Genomic DNA, 16,215 nt, shown 5'->3' on the forward strand with positions numbered 1-16,215 from the left:
GGGTTCTGGGGAGGCGCTACGTGATCGCGATCGAGGCCGGCCCGGTGCTCGCGGGCTCACCGGTGACAGGTGCGCTGCTCACCGGCGCGCCGGTGGCGGGAGCGCTCGTGGTCCCGGGCGGCGGGGCGCTCGTGGTGACCGGTTTGCTGGGCGGTGGGGCGCTGCTGGTCACCGGTTTGCTGGGCGGTGGGGCGCTGCTGGTCACCGGTTTGCTGGGCGGTGGGGCGCTGCTGGTCACCGGTTTGCTGGGCGTTGGGGCGCTGCTGGTGACGGGGGCGCTGGTCGGCGCGGGCGAACCGGTCGTCGTCGAAGGCGAACCGGGCGGCGCACTCGACGGGGGCACCTTGGAACCGGGCGGCGCACTCGACGACGGCGCGGAGGACGACGGCCCGGGGCCGATGCCCGACGGGGGCGACGACGGCGACGACGGCGACGGCGACGCTGGTGACGACCGGGACGGCGACGCTGAGGACGGCGGCGCTGTGGACGGCCCGGACGTCGAGGGCGGCGGGGGAGCGGTCGCCTCGTGGGACGTCCCCCCGGCCACGCTCAGCGTCACGTACGCCCCGAACCCCAGACTGCTCCCGGCCGGCGGGTCCGACGCCGTCACCCGTGCGTCCTCGGGCGGTCGCGCTGTCCCGTCGTACCCGACCGCGAGCCCCGCGTCGCTCAGCCGTCGGCTCGCGTCCCCGAACGTCGTCCCGGTGAGCCGGGGCACGGCTCGTTGCTTACGTGTGTCGAAGGTCCTGTCGTGCGCCCCCGCCGTGCCGACCGGCCGCTCGATGCCCAGGGCGGGATCGCCGACGTCGACCAGAACGAGCCGCTGCATTTTCCGGGGCGCCGGCTGCACGGCCACCACGGAGGAACGCTGATATCCCCTCCACTTCTTGTTCCCGTCCCCGAACTTGACCGAAATCCTGTTCGTGTCACCCGTGAAGGGACGCAGTGGATTTCCGCACGAGCACTTCACAGCCGGAAGTCCCTGTTCATCGACGAGTACGGCGATTCCCGCCTGCAGCAGGGAGTCGAAGGGAACAGCCTTTCCCTTCTTGTAGTCGTGATTCTGCACGAGCGTGTCGTGACGCAGCAGCACTGGAGTGAGCCGGTCCAGGTATCCCGGGATCTCATCCGTGGTCATGTTCAGCGCAGTCGCCCACGCCTGCGCCTTCTGATGATTCCTGGGATCCGTGAGGAATTCCTTGAGCTGCTTGATGTCGCAGATGGTCGGTTTCCTCGTGCCCCCGTACAGACCGGGCGTGTCACCCTGCTGCAGACTGCCCCGCACCGTCTGCGGCCTGATCGCGGCGTCGTGGCCCAGCCCGCTGTCCTCGTCGAAGAAAGGCGCGAGAGAAGGAACCCCCGCGGCCACCGCCTTCACGACGAGCAGCGGTGTACTTCGATCACAACCGCTGAGCGCCAGTACGAAAACGAGCAGGACGGCGACCTTGCGAATCGCCGATTTCCCGGCACCTTGCATAAATGCGCGAAGTGTCATCACCGCTCCCCCCGGCGGTTCCCCCGATGCACTTCATGCTACTGAATGCTTCCGAATGGCGAAGCCTTTATTGCCCGCGTGCGTTCAATGAGGCCAAATAGGCGTTGTATGCCTCGAGTTCCTTGTCGCCGTCACGATCGGCGGCCCGGTCCTTGCGCCGGGCCTGCCGCTGCTCGGAGCCGTACCACTGGAACAGCAGGGCGATCAGCACCAGCACGGAGGGAATCTCGCTGAACGCCCAGGCGATTCCGCCGGCCGCCGTCTGGTCGGAGAGCGCCTCGATGCCGAGCGAGGCGGGCGGGTTCTTGAACGTCTCCACCATCGGCGTCGACGCCATCATCAGGGCGATGCCGAAGAACGCGTGGAACGGCATGCCCGCGAACAGTTCCAGCATCCGCATCAGATAGCCCGGCCGCTGTGGCCCGGGGTCCACCCCGATGATCGGCCAGAAGAACACGACACCCACGGCGAGGAAGTGCACCATCATCGCGATGTGCCCCGTCTTGGAGCCCATCAGGAAGTCGAAGATCGGTGTGAAGTACAGCGCGTACAGGCTCGCGATGAACAGCGGAATGGTGAACGCGGGATGCGTGATGATCCGCATGTACCGGCTGTGCAGCAGCATCAGCAGCAGCTCGCGCGGCCCCTTGCGGCCGTTGCCCGCCGTCGGCAGTGCGCGCAGGGCGAGCGTGACGGGCGCGCCCAGCAGGATCAGGATGGGCGACAGCATGCTGATGACCATGTGCTGCACCATGTGCACGCTGAACATGACCATGCCGTAGTCGTTGAGCTTCGTGCACATCACGAGCCCGATGGTCAGCACACCGAGGACGAACGACACCGTCCGCGCCGCCGACCACTTGTCACCGCGCCGCCGCAGCCGCACCACGCCGTACGCGTAGAGTCCGAGCCCCACCACGCAGGCCACGAGGAAGAACGGGTCCGCCGACCACTGAAGACCCCGCCCCAGCGTGAACGGCGGCAGATCCATGGTCATGCCGTGCCCGCTGTGATCCATCCAACGGCTCCTGATTCGTGGGGGTTGTGCGCTGTCTGTCCGGACCCAGAGTAGAACCGCCCCCGGCCGCTGCTGCGACCGGGGGCGGACTCTTCAATTCCGTACGAGATCAAATGCGCACTACAGAACGCACTCCGCCTCGTCGTACCGCTCCGACGGAACCGTCTTCAGCGTCTCGACGGCCTCTGCCAGAGGGACCATGACGATGTCGGTCCCCCGCAGCGCGGTCATCTTGCCGAACTCACCCCGGTGCACCGCCTCCACCGCGTGCCAGCCGAAGCGGGTGGCGAGCACACGGTCGTACGCCGTCGGCGTGCCGCCCCGCTGGACGTGACCCAGGATGACCGGCCGTGCCTCCTTGCCGAGCCGCTCCTCCAGCTCGATGGAGAGCTGGCGGGCGATCCCGGCGAAGCGCTCGTGGCCGTAGATGTCCTTGCCGCCCTCGTCGAACTCCATGGATCCGGCCTTGGGCTTGGCGCCCTCCGCCGCCACGACGATCGCGAACCGCTTGCCCGCCTCGAACCGCTCGCCGACCCTCCTGGCCAACTCCTCGATGTCGAAGGGCCGTTCGGGGACGACGATGGCGTGCGCGCCGGCCGCCATCCCGGAGTGCAGTGCGATCCAGCCGGTGTGCCGGCCCATGACCTCCACGACCAGGACGCGCTGGTGGGACTCGGCGGTGGTCTTGAGCCGGTCCAGGGCCTCGGTCGCGACCCCGACGGCCGTGTCGAAGCCGAAGGTCACGTCCGTGACGGCGATGTCGTTGTCGATGGTCTTCGGGACGCCGACGATCGGCAGCCCGCTGTCGTACATCAGCCGGGCCGCCTTCAGCGTGCCCTCACCGCCGATGGGGATGATCGCGTCGAGGCCGAGCTCCTCGACATGGCCCTTGGCCCGCTCCACCCCGTCGCGCAGATGCGAGGGCTGGACCCGGGAGGAGCCGAGGATGGTACCGCCGCGGGCCAGGATGCCGCCCACCGCGTCGAGGTCGAGCTTGAGGTAGTCGCACTCCAGGAGGCCTTTCCAGCCGTCCCGGAAGCCGATGACCTCGTCGCCGTGGTCGACGACGGCGCGGTGCACGACGGACCGGATGACGGCGTTCAGGCCGGGGCAGTCGCCGCCGGACGTGAGGACACCAATGCGCATAGCCCGAAAGAACCTTCTCAACGTGGGCCGGGACCGGACCCCGTCGTCCGGCACGAACCCCGCCACCCTAGCGTCAGAAGGGGGCGGGATCGCACCGTGCGTCCGCCTGCTGGACGGCCCCGCTCACCTGTGCGGACGGGGCGTCAGACGGGCTGCTGGAGCGGACCTTGCGGCCAGGTGTCAGGCAGGCTGCTGGGCTGCCGCGATGCGCTCGTTGCGCAGCGCCTCGTACCAGCGGTCGTCGGTCGGGGGGAGCGCGTTCACGTCGAGCGCCAGCTTCAGCAGCAGGTCGGCGATCAGCGGGTTGCGCGCCAGCACCGGCCCGTGCATGTACGTACCGAAGACGGTGTCGTTGAACGCGCCCTCCGTGCCGTCCCCCGTGCCGTTGCCGTTGCCGAACTTGACCTTGGCGAACGGGCGGGCCGTCGGGCCCAGGTGGGTGACGCCCTGGTGGTTCTCGAAGCCGGTCAGCGGCGGCAGGCCGAGGCGCGGGTCGATGTCGGCGAGCACGTCACCGACGCAGCGGTCGCCCTCACCCCGTACCGAGACCACGTCCAGCAGACCGAGGCCGGGCTCGCGCTGGCCGAGGTCGTTGATGAACTCGTGGCCGAGGATCTGGTAGCCGGCGCAGACCGAGAAGACGATCGCGCCGTTCTCCACGGCCCGGTGCAGTCCGCCGTCCCGGCGCAGCCGCTCTGCCGCGAGCCGCTGCGGACGGTCCTCGCCGCCGCCGATCAGGTAGATGTCGCCGGAGGTCGGGATCGCCTGGTCGCTGCGCACGTCGAGACGTGCCACGTCGAGGCCGCGCTGCCGGGCGCGGCGCTCCACGACGAGGACGTTGCCCTGGTCGCCGTACGTGCTGAGCAGGTCGGGGTAGATCCAGACGATCCGCAGTTGGTTGTCGCTCACAAAAGTCCCCTGGGTCAGTTGCCGACGCGGCGGCGCAGGTCCTGGAAGGCGGTGTAGTTGGCGATGACCTCGATCCGCCCCGGCGGGCTCATCTGCACCGCCTGGTCGAGGTCGTCGCAGACCTGGAAGTGCTGGTTCGCGACCTCCAGACGTACCGCGAGGTCCAGCTTCCGGTCGCCGATCACACAGATCGGGTGGCCGGTCAGACGCGTGTAGTCGACGTCCCACAGCCAGGAGGTGTCGGTGCCGTCGGCGCTGCGCGCGTTCACGGAGAGGATCACCGGGGTGGGCGGAGGATCGATCAGGCTGAACGTTTCGAGCCAGCCCGCCGGGTTCTTCGCGAGCAGCAGCCGCAGGTCGCGCTGCTGGAACTGCACCACGTCGTAGCGGCCGGCGACGGCCTGCACCTGGTACATGCGTTCCAGGGCGACCTGCGGCGGCACACCGAAGACGGCGGCCACGGCGGCGGAGCTGGCCGCGTTGGCCTTGTTGGCACGCCCGGGCAGCTGGAGGTGGATCGGCCACGCGGACCCGTGCGGGTCGAGGACGTGGTCCCCGGAGAGCGCCCAGCTCGGCGTGGGCCGGCGGAAACCGCACTCACCGCAGAACCAGTCGTCGCCCGGGCGCTGCATCACGCCACCGCAGGACGGGCAGGACCAGGCGTCGTCCTTCCACATCTGCCCGGCGGCGACCCAGATCACATTGGGGGAGGAGGACGCGGCCCACACGACCAGCGGGTCGTCGGCGTTGGCGACGATGACCGCCTTCGACCCGGCAAGACCCTCGCGCCAGTTCTCCGCGAGCATGCGGGTCTCCGCGGCGCGGTCGAGCTGGTCGCGAGAGAGGTTCAGCAGCGCGATGCACTTCGGGTCGGTGTCCCGGGCGACCCCTGCGAGGTACTTCTCGTCGACCTCGATGACCCCGAAACGGGCGTCCGAGCTGCCCGCGAGGGCCGAGGTGATGCCGGCCGGCATGTTGGCGCCGAGCGCGTTGGAGACGACCGGGCCCGCGGCGCGCAGCGCCTCGGCGATCAGCCGGGTGGTGGTGGTCTTGCCGTTGGTCGCCGAGACCAGCGTGACGTCCAGGTTCTGGGCGAGCCGCGCGAGGAGGTCGGGGTCGAGCTTGAGCGCCACCCGGCCACCGATCACCGAACCGCTCCCGCGCCCCGCGGCGCGCGATGCCGCCGCGACCGCCTTGCCCGCGGTCACGGCCAGCTTGGCCCGCGGCGTGAGCGGGTCCGAGTTGCCTGCCATGAGTTCTCGATCCTCCTTGCGTACGCGCCGCGCCTCTGCCTGACGGCAACGTGGTGTGGACCTCAGCCTATCGAGATCCATTCACAGTCCCGAACCGCCGTACCCTGACGGCCATGCGAAACAGCTCCATTCCGGGCGCCCGAGGGCGCGTCCGGCCCCTCACCCTGCTCGGGGACCCGGTCCTGCACACCCCGTGCGAGGAGGTCACCGACTTCGGCCCCGGACTCGCCGCTCTCGTGGAGAACCTGTTCGCGACGATGTACGCGGCGCAGGGCGTCGGTCTGGCAGCGAACCAGATCGGTGAACCTCTGCGCGTGTTCGTGTACGACTGCCCCGACGACGAGGACGTCCGCCACGTGGGCCATGTGGTGAACCCCCGACTCGTCGAGAAGGACGGCGTGGTCGTACGCGGCCCGGAGGGCTGTCTGTCCCTGCCGGGGCTGGAGGCGGGGACGGAGCGTTACGACCATGCGGTGGTGGAGGGGGTCACGGTGACGGGAGAGCCGGTGACGGTGCACGGCACGGGCTTTTTTGCACGCTGCCTGCAACACGAGTGCGACCACGTGGACGGCAGGGTGTACGCGGACCACTTGACCGGATGGCGCCACCGACGCTTGATGCGCCAGGTGACGCGAGCGTCGTGGCGCCGGTGACTTCGGCTTCCCCAGGGGCGCGGGGCGGTGTCGATCGGCGGCTCCGCCGCGCGGGCGCGATCAACCCCCACCGGCCCGAGGACGGGACACAACCGTCAGAACCCAGGCCCACCTATCCTGTCGCCGGCGGCAGCCAGGCGCCCCCACAGCAGGTCGGCAAGACTCCGCACCAACTCCCCCCGGGAACAAGGCCGTTCCCCCAGCCACCAGTCCCCGGCGGCATGCATCATGCCGACTATCCCGTGCCCCCACACCCGAGCCAGCTGCTGCCCCCCGGGCCCGAGATCCAGCCGGTCCTCGATGACCTGTGCCAACTCCTCGCCCATACGCCGAAGCAGCGGAATCGAATGCTTGCCGACGTCGAAGCCCTGCTCCCCGCCGGGGCTGCCCTCCGCCGGATGCATCAGGAACCGGTACACCTGCGGACGTGCCTCGATCGCCGCGAGGTAGGTGTCGAGGGTGGCCTCTACCCGCTCCCGCCGGTCCGCCGGGGCGTCCAGAGCCGCGCGGAGCGAGTTCAGCAGCGCGTCGGTGTGCCGCTTGGCCAGCGCGGCGTACAGTCCGCTCTTGTCGCCGAAGTGCCGGTACAGGATCGGCTTGGTGATGCCGGCCTCCGCGGCGATGGCGTTCATCGAGGCCTGCGGTCCGTCGCGCAGCACCACCCTGTCGGCGGCCTCCAGCAGCTCGCGCCGACGTCGGTCGGCGGACCGCTGCTGCTCGGTCCGCTGTGTGGTGTCCATGAGCTCTCCCCACCCGTGCTTGTTCGGTGACGCCTGCGCAAACTAACACTCAACATGGCCCCTGCATCGAACAGGCTGCCGACCCGTCCCGACCGTCATCAGGAGTTGACTTTCCCTACCCGCGAGTAACACACTGGAGTTACCGCTAGTAACATGCAAGAGCACCGCCGCCGCTGGAGGGGACATGGCCGAGTTCACCATGGAGCTCAACGACGAACAGAAGGAGGTCCGGGACTGGCTGCACGGCTTCGCCGCCGATGTCATCCGCCCTGCGGCCGCCGAATGGGACGAGCGTGAGGAGACTCCCTGGCCGGTCATCCAGGAGGCCGCGAAGGTTGGCATCTACTCCCTCGACTTCTACGCCCAGCAGTACTTCGACCCCACCGGCCTGGGCATTCCGATGGCCATGGAGGAGCTGTTCTGGGGCGACGCGGGCATCGCCCTGTCGATCGTAGGCACCGGGCTCGCCGCCGTGGGCGTTCTTGCCAACGGAACCGAGGAACAGATCGGCACCTGGATCCCGCAGATGTACGGCGATGTGAACGATGTCAAGGTCGCCGCGTTCTGCTCCTCCGAGCCCGACGCCGGTTCCGACGTGGCCTCCATGCGTACGCGTGCCGTCTACGACGAGGCCAAGGACGAGTGGGTGCTCAACGGCACCAAGACCTGGGCGACCAACGGCGGTATCGCCAACGTCCATGTCGTGGTCGCGGTCGTCGACCCGGAACTCGGCTCCAAGGGCCACGCGTCCTTCATCGTCCCGCCGAACACGCCGGGCCTGTCCCAGGGGCAGAAGTTCAAGAAGCACGGCATCCGCGCCTCGCACACCGCCGAGGTCGTCCTGGAGAACGTCCGGGTTCCCGGCTCCTGCCTGCTCGGCGGCAAGGAGAAGCTCGACGAGCGCCTCGCCCGGGCCCGGGAGCGGGCGAAGGCGGGCAACGGCGAGCGCGTGAAGAACGCCGCCATGGCCACGTTCGAAGCTTCGCGTCCGGCGGTCGGTGCGATGGCGGTCGGTACCGCCCGCGCCGCGTACGAGGTGGCTCTCGACTACGCCAAGACGCGTGAGCAGTTCGGGCGGCCGATCATCGACAACCAGGGTGTTGCCTTCCAGCTCGCGGACATGCGGACGTCGATCGATGCGGCGCGGCTGCTGGTGTGGCGGGCCTCGTGGATGGCCGTCAACGGCAAGCAGTTCACGGCCGCCGAGGGGTCGATGTCGAAGCTGTTCGCGAGCGAGACGGCGAAGAAGGTGACCGCCCAGGCGGTGCAGATTCTCGGTGGGAACGGCTATACGCGGGAGTACCCCGTGGAGCGGATGCATCGGGATGCTGCGATTTACACGATCTTTGAGGGGACGAGTGAGATTCAGCGCCTGGTCATCGCCAGGACGCTCTCAGGAATGTCTATTCGGTAGTACGCGGGCTGCGGGCATGTGGGGGCTGGTCGCGCCGTTCCCCGCGCCCGAATAGGGGCGCTTCCCTCACCGGTGTTTCAACGGCGTCAGCTGTTCGATGTCGTAGCGGCGCCGCAGGTCCTCGATGGCCTGGTGGTCCGGTGGGCCCCCGCCGCCCAGGATCTCGAGCAGTTCCTCGAAGTAGCGCTCGTGGTCCGGGGGCGGGGATGCCTGGAAGAACATCTTTGCCGGGGTGTCCGTCGGGTTGGCGAACGCGTGCGGGCAGCCCGGGGGTACGACGATGACCGTGCCGGGGGTTGCCCGGACCACGCGGCTGCCCGAACCGGACTCCCAGTGCTGCCAGTTGTCGGGTGTCCGTACCCGTGGCTCGAAGGCGAGGACGTCCAGTTCGCCTTCGAGCACGTAGAACAACTCCTCGCTGCGCGTGTGCACATGGGCGCCCACGTCGAAGCCGGGCGGTACCTCCACCTCGAAGGTGGACGCCGTGCGTGAGTGCGTGCCGGTCACCTTGAACGTCACGCGCTGGGCCGGCGTCTCCACGACCCGGCCGTGGCCCGGCGGTACCAGCAGCCCCTCCGTCGCCGTCACCGGCTGCTCACCAGGTGACCGGCAGTGCTTCGGGACCGCGGATCAACGCCCCCTTCTTGAAGGGCACTTGGTCCGGCGGTACGGCGAGCTTCAGGCCCGGAACCCGGTCCAGCAGCGCGTCGACGAGCAGCTGGGACTCCAGTCGGGCCAGCATGCCGCCCGGGCAGTAGTGCGGGCCGAAGCCGAACGACACATGGGGGTTCGGGGCGCGGGTGAAGTCGATCGTCTCCGGGTCCGGGAAGACGTCCGGGTCGCGGTTGGCGGCCAGGTAGGAGACATAGACCGGGTCGCCCGCGCGGATCCGTACACCTCTGATCTCCACGTCCTGCATCGCGATGCGCGAGAGACCGACCGCGTTGCGGTGGGGGATGTAGCGCAGCAGCTCGTCGATGGCCTGCGGACGGATCTCCGGCTCGGTACGCAGCCGTTCGGCCAGGTCCGGGCGGGTCAGCAGGAGGTAGAACATCTGGCCGCTGTTGTTGGTGACCGCCTCGCCGCCGATCTGCAGGAGCACGGCAAGACCCACGGCCTCCTCCAGGGTGATCTCCTCGCGGCCGACGGCGGCACCGAGCAGGGACGTCACGTCCTCGCCGGAGCTGCCCTCCCGCAGGCCGATGAGATCGGCGAAGTAGGCGCCCATCTCGTTCTTGGCCTTCTCGCTGACCTTGGCGCCGTGCGAGGAGGACAGGATCAGCTGGGTCCAGGTGTGCATGCCGTGCCGGTCGGCGGCCGGGACGCCCATCAGCTCGCAGATCACCGCGATGGGGAAGGGGCTGAGGACGGTCGCGGTGAGGTCCGCAGGCGGTCCGTCCTGCAACAACTCGTCGATGAGTTCGTCCAGCAGCCGCCGCGACCGCTCGCGCACCCGTTCCACGCCCTTCGCCGTGAACGCGGCGGCCACCGAGCGGCGCAGCCGGGTGTGGTCCGGCGGGTCGAGGAAACCGACCGCGCCGCGCTGCGGGATGAAGTGCGGGGCGAGCCGGGTGACCGGCTGGTCCATGACCGCCTCGCGGCTGAAGCGGGGGTCGTTGGTCACCATGCGCACATCGTCGTAGCGCGTGACCAGCCAGGCCCAGCCCTCGCCGTTGGGCAGCTGAATGCGGGTGACGGGGCCCTCACGCATCAGCTCGGCGAGCACCGGGTCGAAGTCGACGCCGGTCAGGTCGAGGGCCGGCCAGTGCCGGATCGGGGGGAGGGTCTCGGTGAGGGTTTCTTCAGTCATGCCGTACTCATGCCGTCCTGTCGTGGGGGCTGTGCCAGTGGCCCAGCGCCATCTCCGCGGTGATGCCGGGCCCGAACCCGGCCAGCAGCCCGCGCGCCCGGTGCTGCGCTCCGCCCTCGTCGAACATCCGGCGCAGCGCGTCGAGGACGACGGCGCTGGCGATGTTGCCGTACTCGGTGAGCGTGGCCCGGCTGAACCGGAACGCGTGCGGATCGACCTGCAGAAACTTGCTGAGGTCGTCGAGAATGCGGGGGCCGCCGGCGTGAATGATGTAGAAGTCGAGGTCGGAGGCGTCCCAGCCGTGCAGACCTGCCAGCTCCTGGAGCGCCGGCGCGAGCGGCTCCATGGTGCCCGGCACCCGCTTGTCCAGCAGGAAGTGGAATCCGGTGGCCCGGACGTCGTACATGATCCACTCCTCGGTCTTGGGGATCAGGTACGAGCCGTTGCGCACCAGCTCGATGCCCTCGCCGCCCCGTCCGCGCACCACCGCGGCGGCGATCCCGTCGCCGAACAGGCCGTTGGAGAGCAGGGATCCGACGCCCAGGTCGGTGGGCTGGTAGCAGAGCGAGCAGAACTCGCAGGCCACGATCAGCGCATTGGCGTCGGGATAGGCGGAACAGAAGTCGTGCGCCCGGTTGATCGCGGCTCCGCCTGCCGCACAACCGAGCTGGGCTATGGGTATCTGGCGGGTGGTGCTGTCGAAGCCCATCTCGTTGATCAGCCAGGCCGTGAGCGAGGGCATCATGAAGCCCGTGCACGACACGTAGATGATCACGTCGATGTCCTTGGTCAGCAGCTCCGCGTCGTCGAGCGCCCGCTGTACGACGGCGGGGACCCGGGCCTTCGCCTCGGCCTGGTAGACCTTGTTGCGCTCCTCGAAACCGGGATGTTTGAGGGTCTCTTCGATGGGCTGCACGATGTGCCGGGTGCGAACGCCGGTGTTCGCGATCAGCCGGAGGGCCAGCGGCAGTTGTGGATGGTCGGCGTGGCGGGAGCGTGCGAGCTCCAGCGTCTCCTCCATCGTGATCACATGCTCTGGGACGGACACCGAGGGTCTGCACAAAGTCGCCATGAACCGTCCTGCTTTCGCCGTCCGGAAGGCTTTCGGCCCCCGGGTCGAAAAGGGTTCACCTCTGGGGGTGGTTCACCCACGATCACCCGACGAGGCGACGATCTCGCGCCGGACTACTCCGTATCGGGGACCCCGTGCCAAGGTCGAAGCAGGAGCCCCGCATCCGATCCCATGGAGGACGCAATGACGCGTACGGCCACGGAACTGCTGGAGACGACCACCGCGAAGCTCGCCCCGGACCCGCAGGCCAACCCGCTCGTGCCCCTCATCGCCCGGGGCGAGGCCTCCGGCGACACACTCGCCACGCTGGCACTGGAGCAGCACCGGGTGATCCCGGCGGACCGCCGGGCGTTCCTCCATCTGGCCCAACGGGCCACGGAAGAACCGGAGGCCGCCGCGTTCTTCGAGCTGCTCGCCGACGGCGAGGCGCTGGCAGCCGAACGGCTGCAGCCGTTCGCGCGAGCATGCGGCATCGACGAGCCAAGGACGCTCGCCTACGAGCCGCTGCCGGGCTGCCAGGCCTATCCGTCCTACGTCGCCTGGCTCGCCCTCAACGCCTCCCCGACCGACGCGGTCCTGGCGATCACCGCCAACTTCTCGGCGTGGGGCGGCTATTGCGCCACCATTGCCCAGTCCCTGCGCGTCCATTACGGCTTCAGTGACGATGCCTGCGCCTTCTTCGACTTCTTCGCCCAGCCGGCCCCGGAGCTGGAACGAAGGGCGACGGAGGCAGTCCAGGCGGGCCTGGACTCGGGGTTCCTGAGCGAGGACCGAGCACACGGCTACGGCCGCCTACTCCAAAGCTACGAGTCCCTTTTCTGGTCAACGTTGCTGCAGCTGGCCTCTTAGGGGCGCGGGGAACTGCACGAGCAACCACATCCGGCCCGCAGACGGCGTCAAAACGCAACCCCTACGGCGCAGTCCCGCTGCTGTGAGCAATACACGCCACATCGATCCGATCGGCGAGCTTCGCAAGCTCGATCGTCAGCGCCGCAACCGTGTCCTCATCGAGCCCGCCCTCCCCGGCCTCGACAAGGTGCAGCCATCGTCCGCCCACCGTCCGCAACAACTTGCTCACATCGGCCGCAGCCACCTGCAAGACACCGCGGTCATCGACGATCAGAGGCAGAGTCACTTCGCGGTTCACAACCGGGATGTTAGCCGCGCAGCACTCACGCACCGTGCCAAACCGTCGTGATGTTGCAGAACTCCCGGATTCCGTGCCCGGACAGCTCACGCCCGTAACCGGACCGCTTGACCCCGCCGAACGGGAACGCCGGGTGGGAGGCGGTCATCCCGTTGACGTACACGGCGCCCGCCTCCAGGTCCCGTACGAAGCGGTCCACCTCCGCCTCGTCCCGCGTCCATACGTTCGAACTCAGCCCGAACGGCGAATCGTTGGCGATGAGCACGGCCTCGTCGAGATCGGACGCGCGGTACAGCGTGGCGACCGGCCCGAAGGCCTCCTCGCGGTGGATGCGCATCTCACGGGTGATCCCGGTGAGCACGGTCGGCGGGTAGTACCAGCCGGGCAGCTCGGGCCGGCGCAGCCGATGGCCGCCGCACAGCACCTGGGCCCCGCTCCGCCGCGCGTCCTCGACCAGCTCCTCCAGGTCGTCGCGCCCCTGCTCGCTGGAGAGGGGCCCGACGTCCGTGTCCTCCTCCATCGGGTCGCCGACCTTCAGTGCCCTCATGCCCTCGACGAAGCGCTCGGCGAAGGCGTCGTAGACGTCCGTGTGCACGATGAACCGTTTGGCGGCGATGCACGACTGCCCGTTGTTCTGCACGCGCGCGGTGACCGCGATCTGCGCGGCCCGGTCCAGGTCGGCGGACGGCATGACGACGTACGGGTCGCTGCCGCCCAGCTCGAGCACCGTCTTCTTGACCATGTCCCCGGCGGTGGACGCGACCGCCCGTCCGGCGGGTTCGCTGCCGGTGAGGGTGGCCGCCTTGACGCGTTCGTCGCGCAGGATGTCGTCGACGGCGCCGGAGCCGATCAGCAGGGTCTGGAAGCAGCCCTCCGGGTAGCCCGCCTGGTGGAACAGGTCCTCCAGGAACAGGGCGGTCTGCGGGACGTTCGAGGCGTGCTTGAGCAGGCCCACGTTGCCCGCCATCAGCGCGGGCGCCGCGAACCGGATCACCTGCCACAGCGGGAAGTTCCACGGCATCACCGCGAGAACGGGGCCGAGCGGCCGGTAGCGGACCCGGACACGGGAGGCACCCGAGTCCTTGACGTCGAACTCGGACGGTTCCTCGTCGGCAAGGAGTTCCTCGGCGTGGTCGGCGTACCAGCGCATCGCCTTGGCGCACTTGGCGGCCTCCGCGCGCGCCTGCTTGATCGGCTTGCCCATCTCGGTGGTCATGACGCGGCCGATGTCCTGCTGGATGTCGTCGAGGAGACCGGCGGCCCTGTGCATGAGGCGGGCGCGTTCGGCGAAGGGCGTCGTCCGGTACGTGCGGAACGTCGCCTCCGCGAGCTGGAGCCGGCGCTCGAGCTCCTCCTCGCCCATGGCCTCGTATGTCTTGAGCGTCTCGCCGTTCGCCGGGTTCACCGTCGCGATGGGCATGGCTGACCTCCTGGGGGCGGGCTTGATTCGACCTTCCCGCGCGCTGCCTGTGACCGCAACGCGTGGGCGGCTGTGCGGTTAATCCGATTGCTCGGAGTCCTCCGAGTGCTCCGCCAGCCGGTCGAGAAACGCGGCCTGCGCCTTGACGATCACATCCCGGGCGCGCTGCAGCCCGAACCACTCCACCCGGTCCAGCTCGGGGAACTCCTGGGTCTGCCCGGATCTCGGCGGCCACTCCATCCGGAAGGTGCCGGGGGAGATCGTCGCCGGGTCCAGGTCGGCCTCGACCGCCCAGGCCGTGACGGTCTTGCCGCCCGTCTGCCGGACCTCGCCCAGTGCCACCGCCTCCCCGTAGGGCGGCTCAAGACCCAGCTCCTCCTGGAACTCGCGCCGGGCCGCCTCCCAGGCGGTCTCCTCCTCGGGCTCGTACTCGCCCTTGGGGACGGTCCACGCTCCTGCGTCCCGCTTGGCGAAGAACGGCCCGCCCATGTGGCCGAGCAGGACCTCCAGACCGTCACCGGTGTGCCGGAACAACAGCAGGCCTGCGCTGCGCCTGCCGCTCATGGCCTCACCTCCGGGTGCGCCGCGAGCAGCGCCTCGACCGTGTCCGCCTCCTCCGGGCGCTTGTCCTCGCGGTAACGGACCACGCGGGCGAAGCGGAGGGTGACACCGGCCGGGTAGCGGGTGGACTTCTGCAGGCCGTCGTAGGCGATCTCGACGACGAGTTCGGGGCGTACGGTCACCACATAGCCGTTGGTGCCCGTGGCGAGCTCCTGGAGGCGCTCGGTCTGCCAGGTGAGCATCGCGTCGGTCATGCCCTTGAAGGTCTTGCCGAGCATGGCGAAGGAGCCGTCGGCGTTGCGGGCTCCGAGGTGGAGGTTGGAGAGCTTGCCGGTGCGCCGGCCGTGGCCCCACTCGGCGGCCAGCACCACCAGGTCGAGGGTGTGGACGGGCTTGACCTTCAGCCAGGACGCGCCGCGCCGTCCCGCGCTGTAGGCGGCGTCGAGGGCCTTGACGACGACGCCCTCGTGGCCGCGCTCCAGGGTCTCGGCGAGGAAGTCCTCGGCCGCGCGCACGTCCTGCGGCCTGGAGACCAGGGCGCGCCGTACCCGCATCGGCTCGGGGACCAGCCGGGCCAGTTCGGCGTGCCGCTCGGCGAAGGGCAGGTCGAGCAGGTCGCGGTCGTCGACGGACAGCGCGTCGAAGAAGACGGGGGAGACGGGGACGGTCTCGGCGGCCGTCGCCACGTCCACACGCGACCCGACCCGCCCGGCCGTCTCCTGGAAGGACCGGGGCCGCCCGTCCGCCCCGAAGGAGATCACCTCGCCGTCCAGGATGAACCGGCGGACCTTCAACTCCAGGGCGGCCGTGGTGAGTTCGGGGAGGCGGTCGGTGATGTCGTCGAGGGTGCGGGTGTAGATCCGTACGCTGTCGCCGTCCCGGTGGACCTGCACCCGGATGCCGTCCAGCTTCTCCTCGACCGCGCACGCGCCCAGCTTGTCGACCGCCTCGGCCACCGAGGAGGCGCTGTGCGCCAGCATCGGCAGGACCGGGCGGCCGACGGTGAGCCGGAAGCGGTCCAGGGCCGCCGGGCCCTCGGCGAGCAGCGCCTGCGCCACCGTCTGCAGGGAGCCCGCGAGCATCACCGCCCGGCGTACGTCCGCGGACGGCGCCCCGGTGGCCTGTGCCAGGCCCTCGACGGCGACGGCGTCCAGGGCGCCCTGCCGCACCTCACCGGTGAGCAGCCCGAGCAGGAACCGCTGCTCGTCCTCGGTGGCCGCGCCCATCAACTCGCCGACCAGCCGGGCCCGTTCGGCCTGCGAGCCGGTGCCCGAGACCTTGCCCAGCTCGCCGAGGAGGGCGTCCACCTCCCGCACGGTGAGCGTGGGTTCGGCGGCCGGGGCGACAGGGCGACTGAGCACCTTCCAGCCGACACCGAGCCGCCCCTGCGGCAGCCGTCCTGCCAGATAGGGGATCACGATCGGCACGTCGTCCGCCTCGGCGTCCCGGAACAGCTCGGCGAGCAGAGCGATCTTCCGGGACCGCGCCGAGGTGGCGGCGACCTCCTGGGAGACTTGGGCCAGGCGGACGAGCAGCATGCAGCCATCCTCCAACGGAGGTGGGCGCTCCACACCCGG

General features: G+C 69.6%; 15 protein-coding genes and 1 pseudogene. 3 read left to right on the forward strand and 13 right to left on the reverse strand.

Features of this window, described 5'->3' with window-relative positions; translation table 11 throughout:
• Nucleotides 1-16 precede the first annotated feature (16 nt).
• The 5 genes from ACFY1E_RS29535 to ACFY1E_RS29555 form a co-directional block, all read right to left on the reverse strand.
• Nucleotides 17-1,495 carry a DUF6777 domain-containing protein gene (locus ACFY1E_RS29535; RefSeq protein ID WP_389080893.1) on the reverse strand — a complete coding sequence of 493 codons (1,479 nt, stop codon included), beginning with the start codon at nucleotides 1,493-1,495 and terminating at the stop codon, nucleotides 17-19.
• 67 nt (nucleotides 1,496-1,562) lie between these two features.
• Nucleotides 1,563-2,513 carry a cytochrome c oxidase assembly protein gene (locus ACFY1E_RS29540; protein WP_389080895.1) on the reverse strand — a complete coding sequence of 317 codons (951 nt, stop codon included), beginning with the start codon at nucleotides 2,511-2,513 and terminating at the stop codon, nucleotides 1,563-1,565.
• A 120-nt stretch (nucleotides 2,514-2,633) separates the two neighbouring features.
• Nucleotides 2,634-3,659 (reverse strand): 6-phosphofructokinase, encoded by a 1,026-nt coding sequence (locus ACFY1E_RS29545; RefSeq protein WP_351479347.1) that lies wholly within the window; start codon nucleotides 3,657-3,659, stop codon nucleotides 2,634-2,636.
• 180 nt (nucleotides 3,660-3,839) lie between these two features.
• Nucleotides 3,840-4,568, reverse strand: a complete 729-nt coding sequence (locus ACFY1E_RS29550) for a glutamine amidotransferase (RefSeq protein WP_344399302.1) — start codon at nucleotides 4,566-4,568, stop codon at nucleotides 3,840-3,842.
• 14 nt (nucleotides 4,569-4,582) lie between these two features.
• Nucleotides 4,583-5,821: a MurT ligase domain-containing protein gene (locus ACFY1E_RS29555; protein WP_389080897.1), complete on the reverse strand. Its 1,239-nt coding sequence runs from the start codon at nucleotides 5,819-5,821 to the stop codon at nucleotides 4,583-4,585.
• A 113-nt stretch (nucleotides 5,822-5,934) separates the two neighbouring features.
• Between ACFY1E_RS29555 and def the strand changes: the two genes are divergently transcribed.
• Nucleotides 5,935-6,474, forward strand: coding sequence for a peptide deformylase (gene def, locus ACFY1E_RS29560; RefSeq protein ID WP_389080900.1), 540 nt, complete (start codon nucleotides 5,935-5,937; stop codon nucleotides 6,472-6,474).
• A 95-nt stretch (nucleotides 6,475-6,569) separates the two neighbouring features.
• Here def and ACFY1E_RS29565 read toward each other — a convergent pair whose 3' ends face one another.
• On the reverse strand, nucleotides 6,570-7,214 hold the full coding sequence (locus ACFY1E_RS29565) for a TetR/AcrR family transcriptional regulator (protein ID WP_115914117.1): 645 nt from the start codon (nucleotides 7,212-7,214) through the stop codon (nucleotides 6,570-6,572).
• 184 nt (nucleotides 7,215-7,398) lie between these two features.
• Here ACFY1E_RS29565 and ACFY1E_RS29570 point away from each other — a divergent pair, with 184 nt between their 5' ends.
• Nucleotides 7,399-8,628: an acyl-CoA dehydrogenase family protein gene (locus ACFY1E_RS29570; protein WP_389080903.1), complete on the forward strand. Its 1,230-nt coding sequence runs from the start codon at nucleotides 7,399-7,401 to the stop codon at nucleotides 8,626-8,628.
• A gap of 66 nt (nucleotides 8,629-8,694) precedes the next feature.
• Here the strand turns inward: ACFY1E_RS29570 and ACFY1E_RS29575 are convergent, their stop codons facing one another.
• From ACFY1E_RS29575 to ACFY1E_RS29585, 3 genes and pseudogenes are all read right to left on the reverse strand, one after another.
• Nucleotides 8,695-9,216, reverse strand: coding sequence for a cupin domain-containing protein (locus ACFY1E_RS29575; protein WP_389080906.1), 522 nt, complete (start codon nucleotides 9,214-9,216; stop codon nucleotides 8,695-8,697).
• 7 nt (nucleotides 9,217-9,223) lie between these two features.
• Nucleotides 9,224-10,438, reverse strand: a complete 1,215-nt coding sequence (locus tag ACFY1E_RS29580) for a cytochrome P450 (protein WP_389080908.1) — start codon at nucleotides 10,436-10,438, stop codon at nucleotides 9,224-9,226.
• A 7-nt stretch (nucleotides 10,439-10,445) separates the two neighbouring features.
• Nucleotides 10,446-11,522: pseudogene (locus ACFY1E_RS29585) on the reverse strand (type III polyketide synthase); the annotation flags it as partial.
• 171 nt (nucleotides 11,523-11,693) lie between these two features.
• Here ACFY1E_RS29585 and ACFY1E_RS29590 point away from each other — a divergent pair.
• Nucleotides 11,694-12,359 carry a transcriptional regulator gene (locus ACFY1E_RS29590; RefSeq protein ID WP_389080910.1) on the forward strand — a complete coding sequence of 222 codons (666 nt, stop codon included), beginning with the start codon at nucleotides 11,694-11,696 and terminating at the stop codon, nucleotides 12,357-12,359.
• 61 nt (nucleotides 12,360-12,420) lie between these two features.
• On the opposite strand, the gene ACFY1E_RS29595 is transcribed toward ACFY1E_RS29590, so the two are convergent.
• The 4 genes from ACFY1E_RS29595 to ACFY1E_RS29610 form a co-directional block, all read right to left on the reverse strand.
• Entirely contained in the window at nucleotides 12,421-12,657 is a 237-nt protein-coding gene (locus ACFY1E_RS29595) for a DUF6213 family protein (RefSeq protein WP_389080913.1), read from the reverse strand.
• Between the two features lie 25 nt (nucleotides 12,658-12,682).
• The gene (locus tag ACFY1E_RS29600; RefSeq protein ID WP_389080915.1) at nucleotides 12,683-14,077 is read right to left on the reverse strand and encodes an NADP-dependent succinic semialdehyde dehydrogenase; all 1,395 of its coding nucleotides are present in this window, start codon (nucleotides 14,075-14,077) and stop codon (nucleotides 12,683-12,685) included.
• Between the two features lie 78 nt (nucleotides 14,078-14,155).
• On the reverse strand, nucleotides 14,156-14,641 hold the full coding sequence (locus ACFY1E_RS29605; RefSeq protein WP_389080918.1) for an NUDIX domain-containing protein: 486 nt from the start codon (nucleotides 14,639-14,641) through the stop codon (nucleotides 14,156-14,158).
• On the reverse strand, nucleotides 14,638-16,176 hold the full coding sequence (locus ACFY1E_RS29610; protein ID WP_389080920.1) for an ATP-dependent DNA ligase: 1,539 nt from the start codon (nucleotides 16,174-16,176) through the stop codon (nucleotides 14,638-14,640). The genes ACFY1E_RS29605 and ACFY1E_RS29610 overlap by 4 nt, the downstream gene beginning before the upstream one ends.
• Nucleotides 16,177-16,215: the final 39 nt, after the last annotated feature.

Source organism: Streptomyces sp. NPDC001604 (assembly GCF_042893475.1).
Taxonomy (GTDB): Bacteria; Actinomycetota; Actinomycetes; order Streptomycetales; family Streptomycetaceae; genus Streptomyces.

Bases quoted from the DNA above. Each gene is read 5' to 3' on its own strand.
- ACFY1E_RS29565 (WP_115914117.1), bottom strand. From the start codon at position 7,214: ATGGACACCACACAGCGGACCGAGCAGCAGCGGTCCGCCGACCGACGT.
- ACFY1E_RS29540 (WP_389080895.1), bottom strand. From the start codon at position 2,513: ATGGATCACAGCGGGCACGGCATGACCATGGATCTGCCGCCGTTCACG.
- def (WP_389080900.1), top strand. From the start codon at position 5,935: ATGCGAAACAGCTCCATTCCGGGCGCCCGAGGGCGCGTCCGGCCCCTC.
- ACFY1E_RS29590 (WP_389080910.1), top strand. From the start codon at position 11,694: ATGACGCGTACGGCCACGGAACTGCTGGAGACGACCACCGCGAAGCTC.
- ACFY1E_RS29605 (WP_389080918.1), bottom strand. From the start codon at position 14,641: ATGAGCGGCAGGCGCAGCGCAGGCCTGCTGTTGTTCCGGCACACCGGT.
- ACFY1E_RS29555 (WP_389080897.1), bottom strand. From the start codon at position 5,821: ATGGCAGGCAACTCGGACCCGCTCACGCCGCGGGCCAAGCTGGCCGTG.
- ACFY1E_RS29570 (WP_389080903.1), top strand. From the start codon at position 7,399: ATGGCCGAGTTCACCATGGAGCTCAACGACGAACAGAAGGAGGTCCGG.
- ACFY1E_RS29535 (WP_389080893.1), bottom strand. From the start codon at position 1,495: ATGACACTTCGCGCATTTATGCAAGGTGCCGGGAAATCGGCGATTCGC.
- ACFY1E_RS29600 (WP_389080915.1), bottom strand. From the start codon at position 14,077: ATGCCCATCGCGACGGTGAACCCGGCGAACGGCGAGACGCTCAAGACA.
- ACFY1E_RS29580 (WP_389080908.1), bottom strand. From the start codon at position 10,438: ATGACTGAAGAAACCCTCACCGAGACCCTCCCCCCGATCCGGCACTGG.
- ACFY1E_RS29610 (WP_389080920.1), bottom strand. From the start codon at position 16,176: ATGCTGCTCGTCCGCCTGGCCCAAGTCTCCCAGGAGGTCGCCGCCACC.
- ACFY1E_RS29545 (WP_351479347.1), bottom strand. From the start codon at position 3,659: ATGCGCATTGGTGTCCTCACGTCCGGCGGCGACTGCCCCGGCCTGAAC.